This window comes from Amycolatopsis sp. NBC_00355, from assembly GCF_036104975.1.
Lineage (GTDB): Bacteria > Actinomycetota > Actinomycetes > Mycobacteriales > Pseudonocardiaceae > Amycolatopsis.
Window position 1 is genome coordinate 9,899,924 of the sequence record NZ_CP107982.1, and the last position, 23,405, is coordinate 9,923,328.

A 23,405-nucleotide genomic window follows, 5' to 3' on the forward strand; every position below is an offset into this window, starting at 1 on the left:
CCCCGACCCGGTACCGCACGTCCTCCTTTCGAGGACGTGCGGTTCACTGACGAAGACAGTTTGTCCGAATCGGGATTGGGTGATGGGCGATGACGTACCGTGGCGATGACGGCGGACGCCGGATGCCCCCGCCCCGGCCGCCCGCCGGCCGGCCCCGGGACCACCAGCGCGCGCAGATGATGCCGCTGCCCGGGCGGGGCCAGAGCCCGTACGACGAGCGCACCCGCCCGATGGGCCACCGCGAGCAGGACTACGTGCCGCCGCAGCCCCCGCCGCGCCAGCCACCGCCGGCCCGGGGTGACGACTACCCGCCGTCCCGGCCGCCGCGCCGGCGTCGCCGCTGGGGCCTCGGCCGGATCCTGATGACGTTGCTGCTGGTGTTCGTCGTGTTCCTCGCCGGCATCTGGGTCTACCTCGAGTTCTCCATCAAGCGCGTCGACGCCCTCGCCGACTACGAGGGCCGCCCGGTCGCCGCGGCCGGCACCAACTGGCTGATCGTCGGCTCGGACAGCCGCGAAGGCCTCACCGCGGCCGACGAGGAGAACCTCGCCACCGGCGACGTCGCGGCCGCGGGCGGGCAGCGCACCGACACGATCATGGTCGCGCACCTGCCGGACAACTCCACCAAGCCGACGCTGCTGTCGCTGCCGCGCGACTCCCAGGTGAAGATCCCGGGCCACGGCACCAACAAGATCAACGCGGCGTTCTCGCTCGGCGGGCCGAAGCTGCTCGCGCAGACCGTCGAAGGAGCCACCGGCCTGCACATCGACCACTACGCGGAGATCGGCTTCGGCGGGTTCGCGAAGATCGTCGAAGCGATCGGCGGCGTCGAGATGTGCATCGACAAGGACATGAACGACACGGTGACCGGCATCAGCATCAAGGCCGGCTGTCCCCAGACCCTCGACGGCCGCGAGGCACTGGGCTTCGTCCGGATGCGGCACAGCGACGCGACCCCGCGCTCGGACCTCGACCGCGTCGCCAACCAGCGCAAGTTCATCGGCGCGCTGGTCAGCCAGATCGCCAGCCCGGGCACGCTGCTCAACCCGTTCGACTTCTTCCCGCTGCTGTCCGCGGCGCCGGACGCGCTGACCATGGACTCCGGCGACCACGTGCACAACCTCGCCGGCCTGGCCATCGCGATGCGCGGCATCGCCTCCGGCGGCGTGGTGACCACGACGGTCCCGGTGACGAGCGGCTCGGCGGAGAACTGGGACAAGAACAAGTCGAAGCAGCTGTTCGACGCGCTGAAGAACGACACCGAGGTACCCGACAGCGTCATCGTCAATTAATTGCCGCGCGCGGCAAGGCTTCGCCGGGGCACCATGGATCGATGGAGACCCCGGCCGAGGTATTGACCCGCGAGGAGTTCGCGCTGGCGCGCTGGCGCTTCGCGGACGGCGCGGCGCTGGTTGCCGCCGTCTCGGGGTCCGGTGCGCACCTCGCCGACTGGCTGCCCTGGGCGGTCGGCGGGTACACGGCCGACGACGCGGCGGCGTACCTCCGTCTCACCCACGGCAACTGGGAAACCGGCCGGGCGTACGAGTACGCGGTGCGAGTCGGTGCCGAGCTGGCGGGCGGGATCGGCGTGCTGACCCGCGACGGCGGGGTCGAGCTCGGTTACTGGCTCGTCCACGGCCGGACCGGCCGCGGCCTGATCACCCGCGCGGCCGCGTCGCTCATCGCCGACGCGTTCCGCCGCGGCGCGGGGTACGTGGAGATCAAGCACGACGAGCTGAACGTCCGCAGCGGCGCGGGTCCCGGCCCGGCTGGGGTTTTCGCCCGCCCGCAAGGAAACCGCGGACCCGGACCGGGCGCCGGCGTGCACCGGCACCGCCTTGGTGTGGCGGCTCGACCGACCCGAGGAAGGAGCTCTCGCGCATGGAGACCCCGGCCGAGACCTACCGCGACGGTGACCTGACACTGACCCGCTGGCACCCCGGCGACCGCGACCTCCTGACGACACTCGTCAGCGGCTCCGTCGAGCACCTCCGGCCGTTCCTGATCTGGGTGGCGGCCGGGTACACGTCGGACGACTCCTCGGAGTTCCTCCGGCTGACGGCGAAGCGCTGGGAGAACGGCGAAGCGTACGAGTACGCGGTCGGCGTCGACGGCGAAGTGGCGGGCGGCGTCGGCGTGATGACCCGCGACGGCGGCGTCGAGATCGGCTACTGGCTGGCCCGGGAGTGGACCGGCCGCGGCCTGATGACCCGATCCGTCGCGCTGCTGACGGCGGAGGCGTTCCGCCTCGGCGCCGGCTACGTCGAGATCATGCACGACGAGCGGAACGCCCGCAGCGGCGCGGTGCCGGCCCGGCTCGGGTTCACGAAGGTGCGCGAGGAGCCGGCGGAGAAGCCGCTGGCGCCGTCGTGCACCGGCACGAACCACGTGTGGCGGCTGAGCGCGCCGGCCTAGATCCTCGCGATCATCGTGCCGGCGCGCGGCCGGTGAAGCCGGTTCGGCGGACGCCGGGGAGCCGGTGCTGCTCGGCTCGTCCGCGCGCACGCCGTCCTGGGAGACCTTTGCGCGGTGCTGTAACGAGGCCGCGTTTTCACTCCCTGTGGCACGGACGGCATGACCCCGCGTGGAACTCCGGTCCCATCCGATCACCCACAGGTGAGCGGCTCGAGTTCGGTGGCACCGATGGCCTGACTCTGGTGGTTTACCACGCTGAGGCGGGTTCGGCGGACGCCGAGAAGCCGGCGCTGCTCGGCTCGTCCGCGCGCGCCGTCCTAGGAGACCTTGTTGCGCTCCCGCAGCACCTTCAGCGCCTGGTCGGCGTGGACGGTGAAGTTCAGCTCGCTCTTGATCTTCTCGAGGATCCGGCGGTCCTCGCCGATCACGAAGGTCGCGCGCTTCGCGTGCAGGGGCAGGAGCTTGCGCCACACGCCGAACTGCTTGGCGACCTCGCCCTCCACATCGGACAGCAGCGGGTAGTCGAAGTCGTTGGCCGCGGAGAACTGGCGCTGCTTGGTGACGCCGTCCGGGCTGATCCCGACGCGGTGCGCGCCGACCTCGGTGAACTCCGCGGCGAGGTCGCGGAAGTGGCAGCTTTCCGCGGTGCAGCCGCCGGTCATCGCGGCCGGGTAGAAGAACAGGACCACCGGGCCGGTGGCCAGGAAGTCCGAGAGCGTGCGCTCCTGGCCCTGGTCGTCGGGGAGCGTGAAATCGGGGGCGAGGTCTCCGGCGTCCATGGAGGTCCCTTCTCGTCGGCGGCAGAACCCATCCTGCCCGTCCTTCGGAGCCGACGTGCGACCGGCTTGGTCCCGCGCGTCACCTGCCGCCCAAGGTCGTGCCGGCTTCGCCGCGATCAAGCGTCGGTGGATCCGGGTCAGCCGGCCGGGTGCCGCGCGATCAGCTCGTCGACCTCGTCGCCGGTGGCCGAGTCGTTGGCGAACGGGCCGCGGGCCGCCAGCACGCCGAGCTGGCGCAGCCGCGCCGCCTGGTCGTGCGTGCGGACGCCCTCGGCGCCCACCTTCAACCGCAGCTCGCGGGCGCGGGTGACCAGCTGGGTCAGGTGCCGGATGTCGGACTCCGCCGGCTCCTCGGCGTCCAGGGCGTCGATCACCGGGCCGGACAGGATCACGTGCTCCACCGGCAGGCCGTGCTGGGGGATCAGCTCCAGGTCCGCCGACCCCGAGATGGTCAGCACCAGCTGCGTGCCCAGGTCGGCCAGCACGGCGAACGAGTCCAGCACTTCCCCGCGCGGGTCGAGGACCGAGTCGCGATCGGTGCACAGGCGCAGCGCCGTCGCCGGCAGCTCGTGCTTGTCGAGCTGCTCGCGGACCAGCAGCACCAGGTCCGGGTCGATGGCCAGCCGCGTGGGCAGCCGGACGCAGACGTCCGGGGCGGCGTCGCCGAGGCGGGTCCGCCAGCGGGCCGTCGCGGCCAGGGACTCGGCGAGCAGCCAGCGGCCGAGCGGGACCGTCATCCCGGTGGTCTGGGCGAGCGGGTAGAACTCCTCGGAGCCGAGCTCGCCCTTCTCCGGGTGGTTCCAGCGCAGGCCGGCGTTGACCGCGGCGATCCGGTCGGGGGCGGCGAGCTTCACCGTCGGCTGGTAGACCAGCGAGAACTCGCCGTTTTCCAGCGCCCCGGCGATCACCGCGCCCAGCTGGTAGCGGCCGCGGTCGCGGGCGTCCAGCTCCGGGTCGAACAGCATCCACTGCGCCTTGCCGGCCTCCTTGGCCCGGTGCAGCGCGATCTCCGCGGCCCGCAGCAGCTCCGCGGCGCCGTCTTCGACGGCCGCGCGCACCACGATGCCCGCGCTGGCGCTCACGCCGATGCCGTGGCCGCCGAGGTAGATCGGCTCGTTGAGGTCCTCCAGCGCGCGTTCGACCAGCTGCACGACCCCGGCGGGGGAGAGCTTGCCGCGCAGCAGCACCGCGAAGCCGTCGCCGGACAGCCGGGCGACGAAGCCGTCGTGGTGGCCGGTGAACACGGCGGACAGCTTGCCCGCCACCCCGCGCAGCACCTGGTCGCCGACTCCGGCGCCGAGGCCGTCGTTGACGACCTTGAAGCCGTCGACGTCGAGGTAGATCAGCGCGATGTCGTCGCGGGCGCCGGCGCCGAGCGCCGCTTCGAGCTTGGTGGTGAACGACGACGCGTTCGGCAGCCCGGTCAGCGGGTCGTGGATGTTCTGGTGCACCAGCCGTTCCTGCAGCAGGTGCAGCTCGTTCGCGTCGGACACCATCAGCACCGGGTACACCGAGTCGGGCCGGTCGCCGGGCAGCCGGGCGAGCGTGACGTCCGTCCAGAGCCGGCCGTCTTCGACGTGGTCGAGCAGCATCCGCTCGCGGAAGCGCTCGAGCCCCGAGTTCACGTGCTCCAGCCCGGCCTTGAGCCGGGAGACGTCGTGGTCGGTCGAGCCGAGCTCGGTGATGTGCCGGCCGCGCAACCGGTCCGGCGGGCAGCCGAGCAGCTGTCCCAGCGCGAGGTTCGCCTCGACGATCCCGCCGTCCGGACCGGCCAGCGCGATCCCCATCGGCGACGCGGCGTAGAGCGCGCTGAACCGCAGCAGCGCCCCGTCGTGTCCCGAGCTGACGTGGTCGACCGCGTCCGTCGCGACCCCGAGCAAGAGCTGTTCGAGCTCTTCCGGGGGAAGCGTTACTCCTTTGGTGTCAGCGAGCGTCGCCGCCCACCTGCGGGCCACGTCCACCAACCCTGGCGCGGCACCGGGCTCAGACACACTCCACCTTCTTCACGCACAGGTCTGGCCAGTTCAGGCACGGTGCCGATGTCCAGGAACCCGCACGGGGTCCCTGTCGGCCGCGGCCGATGCCACGCCATCACGTGTGTAACGGGGTGTCTACCGGCTGAACGAGTGAACAGACCCCCACGATTGGTGACATCGTGTCACCATGTGTATCGAGCCACGGACGGGTGGCGGGTCAGCGAGGGGCCAACCGCACCGGGAGACCGTCCGCTGGCACCGGCAGGGACACGTAGTCCCAGCGCGCGGTGTAACTCTCCGGAACCGACCAGCGGTACGCGCGCAGCATTTCGTGCATCAGCAACTTGACCTCGAGACTGCCGAAGTGGAGCCCGATGCACTTGTGCGCGCCGCCGCCGAAGGGCATCCACGCCATCCGGTGCGACTTGTCCTCGCGCCGCGGCTCGGCGAAGCGCTCGGGGTCGAAGCGGAACGGGTCGGTCCAGCACTCCGGTGCGAAGTGGTTGACCGTCGGCGAGACGCCGACGAGGGTGCCTTCCGGGATGTAGTGCCCGAGGACTTCGGTGTCCTTGACGGTCTGGCGGGTCAGCGACGGCACCGGCGCGACCAGCCGCAGCGCCTCCTTCATCACGAGGTCCAGCGTCTCGAGCCTGTCGATGGCGTCGATGTCGAGGACGTCGTCGCCGAGGGCCAGGGACTCCTCGCGCGCCCGCTCCTGCCACTCCGGGTGCTTGGCGAGGTAGTAGGCCATGGCGCTGCTGGTGATGGTCGTCGTGTCGTGCGCGGCCATCATCAGGAAGATCATGTGGTTGACGATGTCGGTGTCGGTGAACCGGTCGCCGTCCTCGGTGGTGGCGTGGCAGAGCGCGGCGAACAGGTCGTCGCCGTCGGCGGCCCGCTTGGCGGGCAGGGTTTCGCCGAAGTAGCGCTCCAGGACCTTCCGTCCGTGCAGTCCGGCCGCCCAGCGGCCGCCGGGTACCGGGACGCGCACGAGCGCGGTGCCGGCCCGCACGGAGCTGACGAACGCGCGGTTGATGCGGTGCGCGTCGGCGCCGCTGCGCATGCCCATGAACACGCGCGTCGCGACGTCGAGGGTCAGCTGCTTGAGGGACCAGTACAGCCGCGGCCGCTCGCTCGCTCCCCAGCCCGCGACGCCTTCGCGCAGAGCCGGGCCCATCTCGTTGACGTAGCCGGTGAGCCGCGCCCGGGTGAAGGCCTCCTGCATGATCCGGCGGTGCAGGTGGTGCTCGCCGAAGTCCATCAGCATCAGGCCGCGCTCGAAGAACTTCTCGATGAAGAACTTCCAGCCCTCCTGCGAGAACGCCTTGTCCTTGTTGACGAGCGCGATCTGCGTCGCCTCCGGCCCGGACAGCGCGACGATCCGGCGGCCGAACCCGCCGGTCCACGACACCGGGCCGTAGAGCTCGTGGCGGCGGAGGCCGAAGGCGGGCCCGAAGCGCATCATCTCGAGCATGTGCCCGACCACGGGCGGGCCTTCGTCGCCGAGCACGGGCTTGAGGCCGCTGCCGGCGGGCGGCGTCGCGAGCTCCTGGACGGGCCAGCGCGACCGCAGCCACCGCTGGTCGACGGCGCGGGGGAGGGGCAGCGAGGTCAGCGGTGGCACGCGTTCGCGCAAGGTTTCGGCGGCCCGGCCCACAGTGCTCGTCAAGGTGACCATCTCCCCGTCGAGATCGGTTACCCCCACGATGCACCCTTGTTGACCACCTGACAACAGGTCGGGGTGTCCTCTTTTCGGGTGGTCCGTGAAGGCCACCTTGAGGGACTCAGAGTCCCTCAAGGTGGCCTTCACGGACTTGGAGCTGTGGTCAGTCCCAGTCGAGGGCGCCGCCCGACTGGTACTCGATGACGCGGGTCTCGAAGAAGTTCTTCTCCTTCTTCAGGTCCATCGCCTCGGACATCCACGGGAACGGGTTCTCGGTCTCGCCGAAGATCGGCTGGAGGCCGATCTGCTGCGCGCGCCGGTCGGTGATGAAGTGCATGTACTGCTCGCACAGCTGCGCCGACAGGCCGAGCATGCCGCGCGGCATGGTGTCACGCGCGTACGCGACCTCCAGCTCGCACGCGTCCTTCAGCATCCCGCGCACCTCTTCCTGGAACTCTTCGGTCCACAGGTGCGGGTTCTCGATCTTGATCTGGTTGATGCAGTCGATGCCGAAGTTCAGGTGGATCGACTCGTCGCGCAGGATGTACTGGTACTGCTCGGCGATGCCGACCATCTTGTTCCGGCGGCCGAGCGAGAGGATCTGCGCGAAGCCGGTGTAGAACCACATGCCCTCGAAGATCACGTAGAACGCGACGAGGTCACGCAGGAACGCCGTGTCGGCTTCCGGCGTCCCGGTCTCGAAGTCCGGGTCCTCGAGGTGCTGCGTGTACTTCAGCGCCCACGCGTCCTTGTCCGAAATGGACGGAACCTCGCGGTACATGTTGAACAGCTCGCCCTCGACCAGGCCGAGGCTCTCGCAGATGTACTGGAAGGTGTGCGTGTGCACGGCTTCCTCGAACGCCTGGCGCAGCAGGTACTGGCGGCACTCGGGGTTGGTGATCTGGCGGTACACCGCGAGCACGATGTTGTTGGCCACCAAGGACTCCGCGGTCGCGAAGAAGCCCAGGTTGCGCTTGAGCATCTGCCGCTCGTCCTCGGTGAGGCCGTCGGCCGACTTCCACAGCGCGATGTCGGCCTGCATGGCGACCTCGGTCGGCATCCAGTGGTTGTTGCAGCCGGCCAGGTACTTGTCCCACGCCCACCGGTACTTCATCGGCAGCAGCTGGTTGACGTCGGCGCGCGCGTTGATCATGCGCTTGTCGTCGACGTTGATCCGGGCGGCCCCGACCTCGATCTCACCGAGGCCGGTGACGCCTGTCGTCTCCACGTTGGTCATATCGCTCACTTAGGCAGGTGGGCTCGTGAGTGTTTAGGGCGGTTAGAACCGCCCTAAACACTCACGAGCCGGGGGCGGGCTTACTGGCAGGCTTCGCAGTCGGGGTCGTCGATGCGGCAGGCGGCGCCTTCGGTGGCGACGAAGTCGACGTCCTCCACCTTCGGCATCTCCTTCGGCTCCGGCTTGGCCGCCGGAGCGGTCACCGGCACCGCCGGGACGGCCGCCGCCGGCGAGGGAGCCGGCGCCGGGGTGGCCGCCGGAGCCGCCGGGGCCGCCGCGGGAGCCGCGGTGGCGGTGGCGGTGGCCGTGGCCGTGCCGGAAGAGACGGCGTTCAGCTTGCCGTCGGTGCCGCGCAGGGTGCTCTTCTCCACGTGCGTCGCGGACTGCGCCCGCAGGTAGTACGTGGTCTTGAGGCCCTTGTGCCACGCGTAGCGGTACAGCTCGTCGAGCTTGCGGCCGCTCGGCGCCGCGATGTACAGGTTCAGCGACTGCGCCTGGTCGATCCACTTCTGGCGCACCGAACCGGCGTCGACGATCCACTTCGACTCGATCTCGAACGCCGTGGCGTAGAGCGCCTTCAGGTCGTCCGGCACCCGGTCGATCCGGCCGAGGCTGCCGTCGAAGTACTTGAGGTCGCTGACCATGACCTCGTCCCACAGGCCGCGGGCCTTGAGGCTCTTGACCAGGTGCGGGTTGACGACGGTGAAGTCGCCGGACATGTTCGACTTGACGAACAGGTTCTGGAACAGCGGCTCGATCGACTGGCCGACACCGGAGATGTTGGAGATCGTGGCGGTCGGCGCGATCGCCATCACGTTGGAGTTGCGCATGCCGACGGTCTTGACGCGCTCGCGCAGCGGCGCCCAGTCCAGCGTCGTGGAGGTGTCGACGTCGAGGCCGTCACCGCGGCGGGCGTCGATGAGCAGCTGCAGCGAGTCGATCGGCAGGATGCCCTTGCTCCACAGCGATCCCTCGAACGACTGGTACTGGCCGCGCTCCTCGGCGAGGTCGGTCGACGCCGAGATCGCGTAGTAGGAGAGGTGCTCCATGGAGACGTCGGCGAAGGTCACCGCCTCGTCGGAGGCGAACGGGACGCCGATCTCGAACAGCGCGTCCTGGAAGCCCATGATGCCCAGGCCCACCGGGCGGTGACGCAGGTTGGAGCGGCGCGCCTCCGGGATCGTGTAGAAGTTGATGTCGATCACGTTGTCCAGCATGCGGACGGCCGTGCGCACGGTCTTCTCGAGGCGCTTCGTGTCCAGGCCCTCGGGGGTGACGTGCTTGAGCAGGTTGACCGAGCCGAGGTTGCAGACCGCGACCTCTTCGACGTTGGTGTTCAGCGTGATCTCGGTGCACAGGTTGGACGAGTGCACGACGCCGACGTGCTGCTGCGGCGAGCGCAGGTTGCACGGGTCCTTGAACGTGATCCACGGGTGGCCGGTCTCGAACAGCATGGTCAGCATGCGGCGCCACAGCTCCACCGCGCGGATCTTGCGGAACACCTTGATCTCGCCGCGCTCGGCCATCGCCTCGTACTCGGCGTAGCGCTGCGAGAACGCGTTGCCGTAGAGGTCGTGCAGGTCCGGGGTCTCGTTCGGCGAGAACAGGGTCCACTGCGCGTCGGCCTCGACGCGGCGCAAGAACTCGTCCGGCACCCAGTTGGCGGTGTTCATGTCGTGCGTGCGGCGGCGGTCGTCACCGGTGTTCTTGCGCAGGTCGAGGAACTCCTCGATGTCCACGTGCCAGGTTTCGAGGTACGCGCAGGCCGCGCCCTTGCGCTTGCCGCCCTGGTTCACCGCGACGGCGGTGTCGTTGGCGATCTTGAGGAACGGCACGACACCCTGGGACTGGCCGTTGGTGCCCTTGATGTGCGCGCCGAGGCCGCGGACCGGGGTCCAGTCGTTGCCGAGGCCGCCCGAGTACTTGGCCAGCAGCGCGTTGTTCTTGTACGCCTGGAAGATCGAGTCCAGGTCGTCGTCCACCGTGGTCAGGAAGCAGGACGACAGCTGCGCGCGGGTGGTGCCCGAGTTGAACAGCGTCGGCGTCGAGGCCATGAAGTGGAACGTCGAGAGCAGCTCGTAGAACTCGATCGCGCGGGCTTCGCGGTCGTCCTCGCGGATCGCCAGGCCCATCGCGACGCGCATGAAGAACGCCTGCGGCAGCTCGAAGCGGGTGCCGTTGTGGTGCTGGAAGTACCGGTCGTACAGGGTCTGCAGGCCGAGGAAGCCGAAGTCGAGGTCTCGCTTGGCCTCGATCGCGGCGGTGATCTTGTCCAGGTCGAAGGACAGCAGCTCGCCGTCGACCAGTTCCAGCTCGACCGCGCGGCGCAGGTAGTTGCGGAAGTACGCGGGGTACTCGCCGGCCATCTCGTCCTGGCTGGCCAGGCGCGGGCGGCCGGCCAGGTAGCTCAGGGCCTCGCCGCGCAGCTTGTCCAGCAGCAGCCGGGCGCTGACGTAGGAGTAGTTCGGCTCCTGCTCGACCAGCACGCGGGCGGCCATGATCTGGGCCAGGGCGAGCTCGTCGGCGCTGATGCCGTCGTAGAGGTTGCGCTTGGCCTCGGCCAGCACCGGCTCCGCGGTGACGTCGTCGAGCCCGGAGACGGCTTCGCCCACGACGTGGGACACGCGGGCCCAGTCGAGCGGACGCAGCACGCCGTCGACGCCCTTGACGCTCAGCGTGGCCTCGGCGGGCGTCGTGGGCTCGGTCGCCTTGCGGGCCTTGCTGTGCTCCTCGCGGTAGAGGACGTAGGCGCGGGCGACCTTGTGGTGCTCGCCGCGCATCAGCGCGAGCTCGACGATGTCCTGGATCTGCTCGATGTGCAGCGCGGTCTCGGGACCGGCGTGGCGCAGCAGGGTCGTCTCCACCTGCTGGGTCAGCTCCGCGACGACGTGGTGCACGCGGGAGGACGCGGCGGCGTCGCCGCCCTCGACCGCGAGGAACGCCTTCGTCAGCGCGACCGAGATCTTCCCGGCGTCGAACGGCGACACGCTGCCGTCCCGCCGGATGACCCGGATCGCGGTGAGTGTGTCGGCGGCGGCGGGCGGCCGCTGCCCGGTTTCGACTGACATGCGTGTCTCCAGAATTGGGCGCGTTGGATCGCCACACGGCCGCACAAGGCCGTGCGCTGCAGGTTCTTCAAAGCTGCCCGGCAGATCTCTGCAGCGGTCTCCCCGTCGCTGGGCCCTGCCGGTCATCAGAGACTACATGTAGGGGTTGGAGCCTGCACGTGCCCCAATGGGTGGCGTGTCGCGGTCTCACCCTCGCGGGTTACGCGATCACCGAGAGGTGCTGCTCAGGCCGCGAAACAGGGGTTCGGCGCCGCTCCGGTCGGGGGAGTTGGGCACTCCGGAAGAAGGCTTCAGGCGCCGAAGCGGAGGTCGGACGCGGGGAGTTCGAGGCTCGTCACCGGGCGTCGTGACGCCAGGTAGCCCAGCGGGCCGCTCGGGTTGAAACTCCAGTCCGCCGACGCCGGGCGCGGGCTGATCTTCGCGCCGACCGGGGTGCGCAGCAGGCCGTCGCGTTCCTGGACCACGTCGAACGTCGTCGGCAGGCGTAGCGGTAATCCGGTGCGGCGTTTGAAGGCCGCCGTCGCGATCCAGTCGTCCGCCGTGGCCGCGGTCGCCGTGAAGGTGCGGCCGCCCGTGAAGTCCAGGGTCGCCAGGTCCTTCGGGATCGCCCACAGTTCGCGGCCGCCGGCCAGGGACACCTCGCTGTCGACCCAGATCCCGGTGATCGAGCACGACACCCGGCGTCCCTTGACCGCCACCGCGGCCAGCAGCTCGTGGTAGGTGAGCTGCCCGGGCGGGGTGTAGTCGATCCACGCCGTGAACACCGACGCGTGCCCGGCGATCACCACGGGTTCCGCGGCGAGCGCCGGCAGATCCGCGGCCGGGACGCGCCAGATCGACACCCGCGCGTCGGCGACCAGGTTCCAGGGCTGCGGTGGGTAGGTGGTCATGCGTCCAGCCAGGGGAGGTAGTCGGGCAGGTCCTTGTCGACGCGCAGGCCCCACGACGGTGGCCGCTTCTGCAGGAACGACATGACCCCTTCGACGGCGTCCGCGTTCGTGCCCAGGCCGCCGATCAGGCGCGAGTCGAGTTCGTGCACCGGGAACGGCGAGTCGGCGCTCGCCATCCGGTAAAGCAGCTGGCGGGTGACCGCGACGGACACCGGTGCGGTGTTCGCGATCAGCTCGCGCGCCAGCTTGTAGGCCTCGTCGAGCACCGTCCCGGTCGGGAAAACCTGGTGCACCAGTCCCTTTGCGAGAGCTTCGGCCGCGGGGAAGACGCGGCCGCTGATCATCCAGTCGAGCGCGGTGCCCATGCCGACGAGCCGGGGGAGGAACCACGCCGACGCGCCTTCGGGGTAGATGCCGCGGCGGGTGAAGACGAAGCCGAACCGCGAGTCCTCGGAGGCGAGGCGGTAGTCGCAGGGGAGCGTGATCGTGCTGCCGGCGCCGACGGCCGCGCCCTGCAGGGCCGCGATCACCGGCTTGTTCATCGTGAAGATCCGCTTCGAGCAGCGGCCGGCGGGTTCCTGCCAGGCCGCGTCCGGGCCGGTCGCCGGGTCGAAGTCGAACCCGCCCTGCGACAGGTCGGCGCCGACGCAGAAGTCCTGGCCCGCGCCGGTCAGCACCACCACGCGGACGTCCTCGTCGCGGTCGGCGCGGTCCATCGCCGCGCCGAGCTCGTCGGCCATCCGGATCGTGTAGCCGTTGCGCGCCTCGGGGCGGTTCAGCGTCACCGTGGCGATCCGGTCCGCGACGGCGTAGGTGGTCTCGGCCATGGCGATGAAACTAAGGCAGACCGGCACTACTGGCAAGATGTCAATAGTGTTTCCGCAGCGTCCGGTCCGAAACAATCAGGCGTGCTTGATTTTTCTGGACACCGGTGCCAGGCTGGGCCCCAGTACGCAAGGAGGCGGCGATGGCGGACCTCGGCGTGATCCTCGGGGATCTCGACGCTGAATCACAGGCACTCGACGACGTGGTGGCGGACCTGCCCGCGTCCGACTGGGCGCGGGAAACACCGGCTGCGGGGTGGACCATCGCGCACCAGATCGCGCACCTCGCCTGGACGGACGAGAAGGCCCTGATCGCCGCGGCCCACCCGGAGGACTGGCAGGCCGAGGTCGAAAGCCTGCTCACCGCCGGCGAACACTACGTCGACGAAGCCGCGGCCGAAGGCGCCGAGCTGCCCCCCGGCGAACTGCTCGAACGCTGGCGCGCCGGGCGGGCGCGGCTGGCCGAGGCGCTCGCCGCGGTGCCGGACGGGCAGAAACTGCCCTGGTACGGCCCGCCGATGAGCGCGGCCTCCATGGTCACGGCCCGGCTGATGGAGACCTGGGCGCACGGCCAGGACGTCTACGACGCACTGGGCCTGCGCCGCGAGCCCACCGCGCGGCTCTGGCACATCGCGCGTTTCGGCACGCGGACCCGCGACTTCGCCTACCTGCTCAACTCGCTCGCGCCGCCGACCGAGGAGTTCCGCGTCGAGCTGGCCGCGCCGGACGGCACCACCTGGACGTTCGGGCCCGAGGACGCCGCGCAGAAGCTCACCGGCGGCGCCGTGGACTTCTGCTTGGTCATCACCCAGCGTCGGCACCCGGCCGATACCGACCTCGTGGCGCAGGGCCCCGACGTCGAGGAGTGGCTGACCGTCGCGCAAGCCTTTGCGGGACCTCCGGGGTCCGGCCGGGAAGCGGGGCAGTTCGCCCCGCCGACGGACTCTTTCCCCCGGAGGCGGCAATGACAGAGACCGCCTTGCGGATCGGCAACGCGTCCGGGTTCTACGGCGACCGTTTCTCCGCCGTGCGCGAGATGCTCACCGGCGGCCCGCTCGACGTCCTCACCGGCGACTACCTGGCCGAGCTGACCATGCTCATCCTCGGCCGCGACCGGATGAAGGACACGAACCGCGGGTACGCCAAGACATTCCTCCGCCAGATGGAGGAGAACCTCGAACTGGCGAAGGAAAACGGCGTCAAGATCGTCGCCAACGCGGGGGGCCTCAACCCGTCCGGGCTGGCCGACGCGCTGCGCGAGCTGGTCGACAAACTCGGCATCGACGTCAAGATCGCGCACGTCGAAGGCGACGACCTGGTCGCCCGCGCGGACGAGCTGGGTCTCGGGAAACCCTTGACCGCCAACGCTTATCTCGGCGCGTGGGGCATCGCGGAATGCCTGAACGCGGGGGCCGACGTCGTCGTCACCGGCCGGGTCACCGATGCCTCGGTGATCGTCGGCCCGGCGGCGGCGCACTTCGGCTGGGCCCGCGACGACTACGACGCGCTCGCCGGCGCCGTCGCGGCCGGGCACGTCATCGAGTGCGGCGCCCAGGCCACCGGCGGCAACTACGCCTTCTTCACCGAGCATTCCCTGGGGCTGCCGGGGTTCCCGATCGCCGAGATCGAGGCCGACGGCTCCAGCGTGATCACCAAGCACCCGGGCACCGGGGGCGTGGTGACCACCGGCACGGTCACCGCCCAGCTGCTCTACGAGATCACCGGCGCCCGCTACGCCGGCCCGGACGTCACCACCCGCTTCGACACGCTGTCGGTGAGCCAGGACGGACCCGACCGCGTGCGGATCTCCGGCGTCCGCGGCGAAGCGCCGCCGCCGACGTTGAAGGTCGCGCTCAACACCCTCGGCGGGTTCCGCAACGAGACGACGTTCGTCCTGACCGGACTCGACATCGACGCGAAAGCCGCGCTGGTGAAGGAACAACTCGAAGGTGCCTTGAAGGACCGGCCGCCCGCCGAGGTCAAGTGGACACTGGCCCGCACCGACCACGCCGACGCCGACACCGAGCAGACCGCGAGCGCGCTGCTGCACGTCGCGGTCAAGGACGCCGACCCGAAGGTCGCCGGCCGCGCTTTCACCGGCGCGGCGGTCGAACTCGCGCTGGCCAGCTACCCCGGCTTCCACGTCACGGCCCCGCCGTCGGACGCCTCGCCGTACGGCGTCTACACCGCGGCTTATGTGGACGCCGGGACGGTGCCGCACGTCGCGGTGCTGCCGGACGGGATGCGTGTCGACATAGCGCCATCCGCGTCCACTGTGGAGCTGTCCGATGTGGACGAGCCCGCGCTGCCCGAACCGCTGGACCACGGTCCGGTGCGGCGGGCGCCGCTGGGCAGTGTCATCGGCGCGCGCAGTGGCGACAAGGGCGGCAACGCCAACCTGGGCGTGTGGGTGCGCTCCGACGAGGCCTGGCGGTGGCTCGCGCACCGGCTGACCGTCGCGGAGTTCAAGTTGCTGCTGCCCGAGACCGCCGACCTGCCGGTGACGCGCTACCTGCTGCCGAACCTGCGCGCGATGAACTTCGTCGTCGAAGGCATCCTCGGGCAAGGCGTCGCCTCGCAGGCGCGGTTCGACCCGCAGGCCAAAGCCTTCGGCGAGTGGTTGCGATCCCGCGAAATCGACATTCCCGAGGTGCTCCTACCGCAGTTGGGGGGCCCAGGGGGGCTTGCCCCCCGGCTGGGGTCTGGGGCTCGGCCCCAGGAGGCACAGTGACCGATCCGTTCCGGACGCCCGAGCGGGCCGAACTCCGAAAGACCGTGCGCCGGTTCGTCGAGCAGGAGGTCCTGCCGCACCTCGACGACTGGGAGCGCGCCGGCGAACTGCCGCGTGACCTGCACCGCAAGGCCGGCGACCTGGGCCTGCTGGGCGTCGCGTTCCCCGAGGAGATCGGCGGCGGTGACGGCAACTACCTCGACGCGCTCGTCGTCGCCGAGGAGATGCACTACGCGGGCGGCTCCGGCGGGCTCTTCGCCTCGCTGTTCACCTGCGGCATCGCCGTGCCGCACATCGCCGAGGCCGCCGATCCCGTGCAGATCGAGCGGTGGGTCCGGCCGACCCTGGCGGGCGACAAGATCGGCTCGCTGGCCGTCACCGAACCGGACGGCGGCTCCGACGTCGCCGGGATCCGGACGACGGCGGTGCGCGAAGGCGACGAGTACGTCATCAACGGCGCCAAGACCTACATCACCTCCGGCTGCCGAGCGGACTTCGTGACGACCGTCGTGCGCACCGGCGGCGAAGGTGCCCACGGGTTGTCGCTGATCGTCGTCGAACGCGGGACGCCCGGGTTCACCGTTTCCCGCAAGCTCGAGAAGATGGGCTGGCTCTGCTCCGACACCGCCGAACTGTCCTACGTGGACGTCCGGGTGCCGGTGGAGAACCTCGTCGGCGCCGAGAACAGCGGATTCGCCCAGGTCGCCACCCAGTTCGTCACCGAACGGTTGTCGCTCGCCGTGCAGGCTTATTCCCACGCCCAGCGCGCGCTCGACCTGACGCTCGACTGGTGCCGGCTGCGCGAGACGTTCGGCCGGCCGTTGATCTCGCGGCAGCTCGTACAGCACAAGCTGACCGAGATGGCGCGCAAGACCGACGTAGCGCGCACCTACGCCCGGCAGGCCGCGATCCGGCACGTGTCGGGCGAGGAGGTCATCGCCGAGGCCTGTTTCGCCAAGAACACCGCCGTCGAGGCCGCCGAATGGGTGGTCAACGAGGCCGTCCAGCTGCACGGCGGGCTCGGCTACATGCGCGAGGCCGAGGTGGAGCGGCACTACCGCGACGTCCGGATCCTCGGCATCGGCGGCGGCACCAACGAGATCCTCACCGGCCTGGCCGCGAAGCGATTGGGATACACCTCATGACGACCCTGAGGTCCACAGTGGACACGCGGGCCGCCGAGTTCGGCGCCAACCGCGAGGCGATGCTCGAAAAGCTCGCCGAGATCGACACCGAGCAGGCCAAGGCCGTCGCCGGCGGCGGCGAGAAGTACGTCGAACGGCACCGCAAGCGTGGCAAGCTGCTCGCCCGCGAGCGGATCGAGCTGCTGCTCGACGAGGACTCGCCGTTCCTGGAGCTTTCGCCGTTGGCGGCCTGGGGCACCGACTACCGCGTCGGCGCGAGCCTGGTGACCGGCATCGGCGTCGTCGAAGGCGTCGAGTGCCTGGTCTCGGCCAGCGACCCGACGGTCAAGGGCGGCGCGAGCAACCCGTGGACGACCAAGAAGAGCTTCCGGGCCTCCGACATCGCCGCGCAGAACCGGCTGCCGTCGATCAACCTCGTCGAGTCCGGCGGCGCGGACCTGCCGACGCAGAAGGAGATCTTCATCCCCGGCGGCCGGATCTTCCGGGACATCACGCGGGCTTCCGCCGCGGGCTGCCCGACGGTCGCGCTGGTGTTCGGCAACTCGACCGCCGGCGGCGCGTACCTGCCCGGCATGTCGGACTACGTCGTGATGGTCAAGGAACGCGCGAAGGTGTTCCTCGGCGGGCCGCCGCTGGTCAAGATGGCCACCGGTGAGGAGTCCGACGACGAGTCGCTCGGCGGCGCCGAGATGCACGCGCGGACGTCGGGCCTGGCCGACTACCTCGCTGTCGACGAGCAGGACGCGATCCGCCTGGGCCGCAGCATCATCAAACGGCTCAACTGGACGAAGCAGGGGCCGACGCCGAAGCCGGACTACGCCGAGCCGGTGTACGACGTCGACGACCTGCTCGGCATCGTGCCGACCGACCTCAAGGTGCCGTTCGACCCGCGCGAGGTCATCGCCCGCGTTGTCGACGGCTCCGACTTCGACGAGTTCAAGCCGCTGTACGGCTCTTCTCTCGTGACAGGCTGGGCGAGCATCCACGGTTACCCGGTCGGCGTGCTGGCCAACGCGCAGGGTGTGCTGTTCGGCGAGGAGTCGCAGAAGGCCGCGCAGTTCATCCAGCTGGCCAACCAGATCCACATACCGCTGGTGTTCCTGCACAACACGACCGGTTACATGGTCGGCAAGGAGTACGAGCAGAGCGGCATCATCAAGCACGGCGCGATGATGATCAACGCCGTGTCGAACTCGAAGGTGCCGCACCTGTCCGTCCTCATGGGAGCGTCCTACGGCGCCGGGCACTACGGGATGTGCGGCCGCGCCTACGATCCCCGCTTCCTGTTCGCCTGGCCGAGCGCTAAGTCCGCGGTGATGGGCCCGGCGCAGCTGGCCGGCGTGCTGTCCATCGTGGCCCGCGCGGCCACCGAGGCGCGTGGCCAGGAGTACAGCGAGGAAAACGACAAGGCCATGCGCGCCATGGTGGAAGGCCAGATCGAAGCCGAGTCGATGCCGATGTTCCTCTCCGGCATGCTTTACGACGACGGCATCATCGACCCGCGCGACACCCGCACCGTGCTGGGGCTGAGCCTGTCCGCGATCCACAATGGACCAGTGAAGGGCGCCGAAGGATTCGGCGTCTTCCGGATGTGAGTGAGCGATGATCCAGAACCTGCTGGTCGCCAACCGCGGCGAGATCGCCCGCCGCGTCTTCTCGAGCTGCCGCGACGCCGGGATCGGCACAGTCGCGGTGTTCTCCGACGCCGATGCCGCCGCGCCCCATGCGCTGGAAGCCGACGCGGCCGTCCGGCTGCCCGGCAACGCGCCGTCCGAGACGTACCTGCGGGCCGAACTGCTGGTCAAGGCCGCCGCGGACACCGGCGCCGACGCCGTCCACCCCGGTTACGGCTTCCTGTCCGAGAACGCCGCGTTCGCGCGTGCCGTCCTCGACGCCGGGCTGACCTGGGTCGGCCCGCCGCCGGAGGCCATCGAGACGATGGGCTCCAAAGTGGAGTCGAAGCGGCTGATGGCCGCCGCCGGCGTGCCGGTGCTGTCCGAACTGGACCCGGCTTCGGTGACTGAGGCTGATCTTCCGTTGCTGGTCAAGGCGTCCGCCGGGGGTGGCGGACGCGGCATGCGCGTGGTCCGCTCCCTCGACGAGCTGACCGAGGCCGTGGAAGGCGCGAGCGCGGAGGCCGCGTCCGCGTTCGGCGACCCGACGGTGTTCTGCGAGCGGTACCTGGAGACCGGGCGGCACATCGAGGTACAGGTTATGGCCGACAAGCACGGCACGGTGTGGGCGGTGGGGGAGCGGGAGTGCTCGATCCAGCGCCGGCACCAGAAGGTCGTCGAGGAAGCGCCGTCGCCGTTCGTCGACGAGGCCATGCGCGCGGAGCTGTTCGACGCCGCGCGCAAGGCGGCCCAGGCGATCGACTACGTCGGCGCGGGCACGGTCGAGTTCCTCGCCGGGCCGGACGGGCGCTTCTACTTCCTCGAGATGAACACCCGGCTGCAGGTGGAGCACCCGGTCACCGAGAACGTCACGGGCCTGGACCTGGTGGCGCTGCAGCTGCGCGTCGCCGACGGGGAACGGCTACCCGCCGACCCACCGCCGACCGTCGGGCACTCCATCGAGGTCCGGCTCTACGCCGAAGACCCGGGCGCGAACTGGCAGCCGCAGAGCGGCACGCTGCACACCTTCGAGGTGCCCGATGTGGACCGCTCGTTCACCCACGGTCCTGGGCTGCGGCTGGACTCCGGGTTCGTCAGCGGCTCGGTGGTCGGCGTGCACTACGACCCGATGCTGGCCAAGGTGATCACCTGGGCGCCGACCCGCGCCGAGGCCGCCCGGCGGCTCGCCAAGGCCCTGGCGGCGACCAAGATCCACGGCGTGGTCACCAACCGCGACCTGCTGGTCACCATCCTGCGTCACGACGCCTTCCTGGCCGGGGAGACCGACACGGCGTTCTTCGACCGGCACGGTCTCGACACCCTCGCCGCACCACTGGCCACTGTGGACACCGAGCGGCTCTCCGCGCTGGCCGCCGCGTTGGCGGAGGCCGCGACGAACCGGGCGTCGGCGACGACCCAGGGACGGCTGCCCAGCGGTTGGCGCAACGTCCGGTCGGCCGGGCAGCGCAAGGTCTTCTCGATCGGCGATCGCGAGTACGAGGTCGTCTACTCATTGACCCGGGACGGCCTGAACGCCGACAGGTACGAAGCGGAGCTGGTCACTGCCGAGCCCGGCCGGGTCGTCCTGGACGTCGCCGGCGTGCGGCGCACCTTCGACGTCGCCCGGTACGACGGTGTGTCTTATGTGGACTCGGCCCTCGGTTCGGTGGCGCTCAAAGCCGAGCCTCGGTTCGCCGACCCGGATGCTGCTTTGGCGGCGGGGTCGCTGGTGGCGCCGATGCCGGGCACCGTCGTCCGGCTCGCCGTGCAGGCCGGGGACCCGGTGAAGGCCGGTGATCCGCTGCTGTGGCTCGAGGCGATGAAGATGGAACACCGGATCGCGGCGCCCGCGGACGGCGTGGTGACCGAGCTGCCGGTGACCGTCGGGCAGCAGGTCGAAGTCGGCACAATTCTGGCTGTGGTGGGAGAAGAAGAATGAACGCCATGAACTTCATCGAGCCGGAGGAGCGGATCGCGCTTCGCAAGGCCGTCGCCGAGCTCGGCACCAAGTACGGGCACGAGTACTACGCGCGCAAGGCCCGCGCCGGCGAGAAGACCCACGAGCTGTGGGACGAGGCCGGCCGGCTGGGCTACCTCGGCGTCAACATCCCCGAAGAGTACGGCGGCGGGGGCGCGGGCATCGCCGATCTCGCCGCGGTGCTCGAAGAACTGGCCGCCGCGGGTTCGCCGTTGCTGCTCATGGTCGTCTCGCCGGCGATCTGCGGCACCGTGATCTCCCGCTTCGGCACCGAAGAGCAGAAGAAGCAGTGGCTGCCGGGCATCGCCGACGGCACCAAGCGGATGGTCTTCGCCATCACCGAGCCGGACGCCGGGTCGAACTCGCACAAGATCACCACCACCGCCAAGCGCGACGGCGACGGCTGGGTCCTCAGTGGACGCAAGGTCTACATCTCCGGCGTCGACGAGGCGGACGCGGTGCTCGTCGTCGGCCGCATGGAGGACTCCAAGACCGGCAGGCTCAAGCCCGCGCTGTTCATCCTGCCGACGGGCACGGCCGGGTTCGAGTACACCAAGATCCCGATGGACATCGTCGCGCCGGAGAACCAGTTCTCGCTGTTCCTCGACGACGTCAAGCTCCCGGCCGAGGCGCTCGTCGGCGAGGAGGACGCGGCGATCGCGCAGCTGTTCGCCGGCCTCAACCCGGAGCGCATCATGGGCGCGTCGTTCTCGCTCGGCATCGCCCGGTACGCGCTGGCCAAGGCCGTCTCCTACGCCAACCAGCGGCAGGTCTGGGGTACCCCGATCGGTGCCCACCAGGGCCTCGCGCACCCGCTGTCGGAGATCAAGATCGAGCTGGAACTGGCCAAGCTGATGACGCAGAAGGCCGCGTCGCTCTACGACTCCGGCGACGACTTCGGCGCGGGGGAGTCGGCCAACATGGCCAAGTACGCCGCCGCCGAGGTCGCCATCCGCGCGACCGACCAGGCCGTGCAGACCCACGGCGGCAACGGCCTGGCCACCGAGTACGGCCTCGGCACGCTGGTCACCGCCGTCCGGCTGGGCCGGATCGCCCCGGTCAGCCGCGAGATGGTGCTCAACTTCGTCGGCCAGCACAGCCTCGGCCTGCCCAAGTCCTACTGACTACGGATCTCGAAGCCTCACTTTCGCTAGGAAAGATGCTTCGCCTCACGGAGGTTTTACATGGCTGGACTGGACGGCAAGACCATCATCATGTCCGGCGGGAGCCGGGGCATCGGTGAGGCTATCGCGCTGCGAGCGGCGAAGGACGGCGCCAACGTCGCGCTGCTCGCCAAGACCGCCGAGCCGCACCCGAAGCTGCCCGGCACGATCTACACCGCCGCGGAAGCCATCGAGAAGGCCGGCGGCCACGCGCTGCCGATCCTCGGCGACGTCCGCGACGACGACGGTGTCGCGGCGGCGGTGGCGAAGACGGTCGAGCAGTTCGGCGGCATCGACATCGTCGTGAACAATGCCAGCGCGATCGACCTGACGCCGACCGAGCAGGTCAGCATGAAGCGCTACGACCTGATGCAGGACATCAACGCGCGCGGCACGTTCCTGCTGTCGAAGCTGGCCATCCCGCATCTGCGGGCCGCGGCCAACGCGCACATCCTGACGCTGTCGCCGCCGATCAGCCTCGACGAGAAGTGGTTCACCGCCGGGCACCTCGCCTACAGCATCGCGAAGTACTCGATGAGCCTGGTGACGGTCGGCCTCGCCGCGGAACTGCGCGCGGACGGTGTCGCCGTCAACTCGCTCTGGCCGCGCACGACGATCGACACGGCGGCGATCCGCAACGTCGTCGGCGCCGAGCTGGCCGACCGCAGCCGGACGCCGGAGATCATGGCCGACGCCGCGTACGCGATCCTCACCAAGCCGAGCCGCGAGGCGACCGGGAACTTCTTCCTCGACGACGAGGTCCTGCGTGCCGAGGGGGTCACCGACTTCGCGAAGTACCGGATCGGGGGCTCCGAGGACGACCTCCAGCTCGACTTCTGGGTCGACCCGGCCTGACCATGCTCCGCGAACCCCAGCAGGAACGCAGCCGCACCACCCGGCGGCGGCTCATCGAGGCCGCGCTCGACAGCTTCGGCGAGCGCGGCTGGCACGGGGTCACGGTCGCCGTGATCGCCGAACGCGCCGGCGTCTCCCGGGGCGCCGCGCAACACCACTTCCCGACACGCGAGGACCTCGTCGCTGCGGCCGTCGACCTCCTGGGCGAGGCCCAGATCGACGAACTGCGCGCGCAGGCCGCGGATCTGCCTAGCGGGTCGTCGCGCATCGAGCGGGTCGTCGAGATGGTGCTGAACCTCTACACCGGGCCGCTGTTCCGGGCCGCCCTGCAGCTGTGGGCGGTCGCGGCCACGGACGAGGCCTTGCGGGACGTCCTGGTGCCGCTGGAGGCCCGGGTCGGCCGGGAGGCGCACCGGGTGACCGTCGAGCTGCTGGGCGTCGACGAGTCCCGGGCGGGGGTGCGCGAGCTGGTCCAGGCCACTCTCGATCTCGCCCGCGGTCTCGGCCTGGCGAACCTGCTGACCGACGACACCCGGCGGCGGCGTCAGATCGTGCGGGAGTGGGCCCGGACCCTGGAACTCCGCATGGCTGAAGCCGCCGGCTGACCCGTAGCGGCCGACGCACTGGTCCAGGCCACTTTCCGCCCCGTCGACCGCGCTTGAGCCCCGCTTCGCCGAATGGCCGGAACCTCGAAGGTCTAGTAAACGTCCTAGTGCCGTAGCTAACACAATTGGCCCAATGGACGATGACTCGTAGTAGTAGGTTCACGGAGCAGAAAGGCAGTCCGGTGTCCGGTTCAGGAGTCGAGCTCACCCACCGCGCGATGGCGATGCTGAGGGCGGTGGCAGCCGGACGCGCTGAGATGTCGTGCAGCTGCGAACCGGACCTCTTCGTGGACGGATTCGCCTGTTGCGATCAGATGACCGCGCACGCGCTGGCCCACGGCGGCTACGTGCGTCCCGCCGCCGACGGCGCCGTCGGCCGCGTCCCGGCCGAGCTGACCGACGCCGGGCGCGCCGCGCTGGAGATCACGCTCGCGGCCTGAGCCCGCGCGGGCGATCACGGAGC

Annotated in this window: 19 protein-coding genes; 12 read left to right on the forward strand and 7 right to left on the reverse strand. The window is 70.2% G+C overall.

Annotated elements, in window-relative coordinates:
* Positions 1 to 122 precede the first annotated feature (122 nt).
* Genes OHS18_RS46085 through OHS18_RS46095 form a run of 3 tightly spaced genes read left to right on the forward strand, consistent with a single transcriptional unit; the run spans position 123 to position 2,415 of the window.
* Positions 123 to 1,292: an LCP family protein gene (locus tag OHS18_RS46085; RefSeq protein ID WP_442874446.1), complete on the forward strand. Its 1,170-nt coding sequence runs from the start codon at positions 123 to 125 to the stop codon at positions 1,290 to 1,292.
* Positions 1,293 to 1,333: 41 nt separating this feature from the next.
* A complete protein-coding gene (locus OHS18_RS46090) occupies positions 1,334 to 1,921 on the forward strand; it encodes a GNAT family N-acetyltransferase (protein WP_328615045.1) in 588 nt (195 codons plus the stop codon).
* Positions 1,882 to 2,415 carry a GNAT family N-acetyltransferase gene (locus tag OHS18_RS46095; protein WP_328615046.1) on the forward strand — a complete coding sequence of 178 codons (534 nt, stop codon included), beginning with the start codon at positions 1,882 to 1,884 and terminating at the stop codon, positions 2,413 to 2,415. Before OHS18_RS46090 ends, OHS18_RS46095 begins: the two co-directional genes overlap by 40 nt.
* Positions 2,416 to 2,732: 317 nt before the next feature.
* On the opposite strand, the gene OHS18_RS46100 is transcribed toward OHS18_RS46095, so the two are convergent.
* The 7 genes from OHS18_RS46100 to OHS18_RS46130 all read right to left on the reverse strand — a co-directional run bounded on the left by OHS18_RS46100 (position 2,733) and on the right by OHS18_RS46130 (position 12,855).
* The gene (locus OHS18_RS46100) at positions 2,733 to 3,194 is read right to left on the reverse strand and encodes a peroxiredoxin (RefSeq protein ID WP_328615047.1); all 462 of its coding nucleotides are present in this window, start codon (positions 3,192 to 3,194) and stop codon (positions 2,733 to 2,735) included.
* 137 nt (positions 3,195 to 3,331) lie between these two features.
* Positions 3,332 to 5,149: a diguanylate cyclase domain-containing protein gene (locus tag OHS18_RS46105; protein ID WP_328618696.1), complete on the reverse strand. Its 1,818-nt coding sequence runs from the start codon at positions 5,147 to 5,149 to the stop codon at positions 3,332 to 3,334.
* A 238-nt stretch (positions 5,150 to 5,387) separates the two neighbouring features.
* Positions 5,388 to 6,848: a cytochrome P450 gene (locus tag OHS18_RS46110; RefSeq protein ID WP_328458984.1), complete on the reverse strand. Its 1,461-nt coding sequence runs from the start codon at positions 6,846 to 6,848 to the stop codon at positions 5,388 to 5,390.
* A gap of 148 nt (positions 6,849 to 6,996) precedes the next feature.
* Entirely contained in the window at positions 6,997 to 8,070 is a 1,074-nt protein-coding gene (locus OHS18_RS46115; RefSeq protein WP_328458276.1) for a ribonucleotide-diphosphate reductase subunit beta, read from the reverse strand.
* Positions 8,071 to 8,150: 80 nt separating this feature from the next.
* The gene (locus tag OHS18_RS46120; protein WP_328615048.1) at positions 8,151 to 11,138 is read right to left on the reverse strand and encodes a ribonucleoside-diphosphate reductase subunit alpha; all 2,988 of its coding nucleotides are present in this window, start codon (positions 11,136 to 11,138) and stop codon (positions 8,151 to 8,153) included.
* A 290-nt stretch (positions 11,139 to 11,428) separates the two neighbouring features.
* Entirely contained in the window at positions 11,429 to 12,028 is a 600-nt protein-coding gene (locus tag OHS18_RS46125; protein WP_328615049.1) for an acetoacetate decarboxylase family protein, read from the reverse strand.
* Positions 12,025 to 12,855 carry an enoyl-CoA hydratase-related protein gene (locus tag OHS18_RS46130; protein ID WP_328458271.1) on the reverse strand — a complete coding sequence of 277 codons (831 nt, stop codon included), beginning with the start codon at positions 12,853 to 12,855 and terminating at the stop codon, positions 12,025 to 12,027. The genes OHS18_RS46125 and OHS18_RS46130 overlap by 4 nt, the downstream gene beginning before the upstream one ends.
* Positions 12,856 to 12,995: 140 nt before the next feature.
* Here OHS18_RS46130 and OHS18_RS46135 point away from each other — a divergent pair, with 140 nt between their 5' ends.
* From OHS18_RS46135 to OHS18_RS46175, 9 genes are all read left to right on the forward strand, one after another.
* Entirely contained in the window at positions 12,996 to 13,820 is an 825-nt protein-coding gene (locus OHS18_RS46135) for a TIGR03084 family metal-binding protein (protein WP_328615050.1), read from the forward strand.
* The gene (locus tag OHS18_RS46140) at positions 13,817 to 15,583 is read left to right on the forward strand and encodes an acyclic terpene utilization AtuA family protein (protein WP_328615051.1); all 1,767 of its coding nucleotides are present in this window, start codon (positions 13,817 to 13,819) and stop codon (positions 15,581 to 15,583) included. Before OHS18_RS46135 ends, OHS18_RS46140 begins: the two co-directional genes overlap by 4 nt.
* Positions 15,580 to 16,728 (forward strand): acyl-CoA dehydrogenase family protein, encoded by a 1,149-nt coding sequence (locus OHS18_RS46145; RefSeq protein ID WP_328458265.1) that lies wholly within the window; start codon positions 15,580 to 15,582, stop codon positions 16,726 to 16,728. The genes OHS18_RS46140 and OHS18_RS46145 overlap by 4 nt, the downstream gene beginning before the upstream one ends.
* The gene (locus OHS18_RS46150; RefSeq protein WP_328615052.1) at positions 16,725 to 18,323 is read left to right on the forward strand and encodes an acyl-CoA carboxylase subunit beta; all 1,599 of its coding nucleotides are present in this window, start codon (positions 16,725 to 16,727) and stop codon (positions 18,321 to 18,323) included. Before OHS18_RS46145 ends, OHS18_RS46150 begins: the two co-directional genes overlap by 4 nt.
* Before the next feature lie 7 nt (positions 18,324 to 18,330).
* Positions 18,331 to 20,280 (forward strand): ATP-binding protein, encoded by a 1,950-nt coding sequence (locus OHS18_RS46155; protein WP_328615053.1) that lies wholly within the window; start codon positions 18,331 to 18,333, stop codon positions 20,278 to 20,280.
* On the forward strand, positions 20,277 to 21,443 hold the full coding sequence (locus OHS18_RS46160; protein ID WP_328615054.1) for an acyl-CoA dehydrogenase family protein: 1,167 nt from the start codon (positions 20,277 to 20,279) through the stop codon (positions 21,441 to 21,443). Before OHS18_RS46155 ends, OHS18_RS46160 begins: the two co-directional genes overlap by 4 nt.
* 60 nt (positions 21,444 to 21,503) lie before the next feature.
* Positions 21,504 to 22,337: an SDR family oxidoreductase gene (locus OHS18_RS46165; protein WP_328615055.1), complete on the forward strand. Its 834-nt coding sequence runs from the start codon at positions 21,504 to 21,506 to the stop codon at positions 22,335 to 22,337.
* A gap of 2 nt (positions 22,338 to 22,339) precedes the next feature.
* Entirely contained in the window at positions 22,340 to 22,942 is a 603-nt protein-coding gene (locus OHS18_RS46170; RefSeq protein WP_328458255.1) for a TetR/AcrR family transcriptional regulator, read from the forward strand.
* A gap of 182 nt (positions 22,943 to 23,124) precedes the next feature.
* Entirely contained in the window at positions 23,125 to 23,382 is a 258-nt protein-coding gene (locus tag OHS18_RS46175; RefSeq protein WP_442874445.1) for a hypothetical protein, read from the forward strand.
* The last annotated feature ends 23 nt before the right edge of the window (positions 23,383 to 23,405 follow it).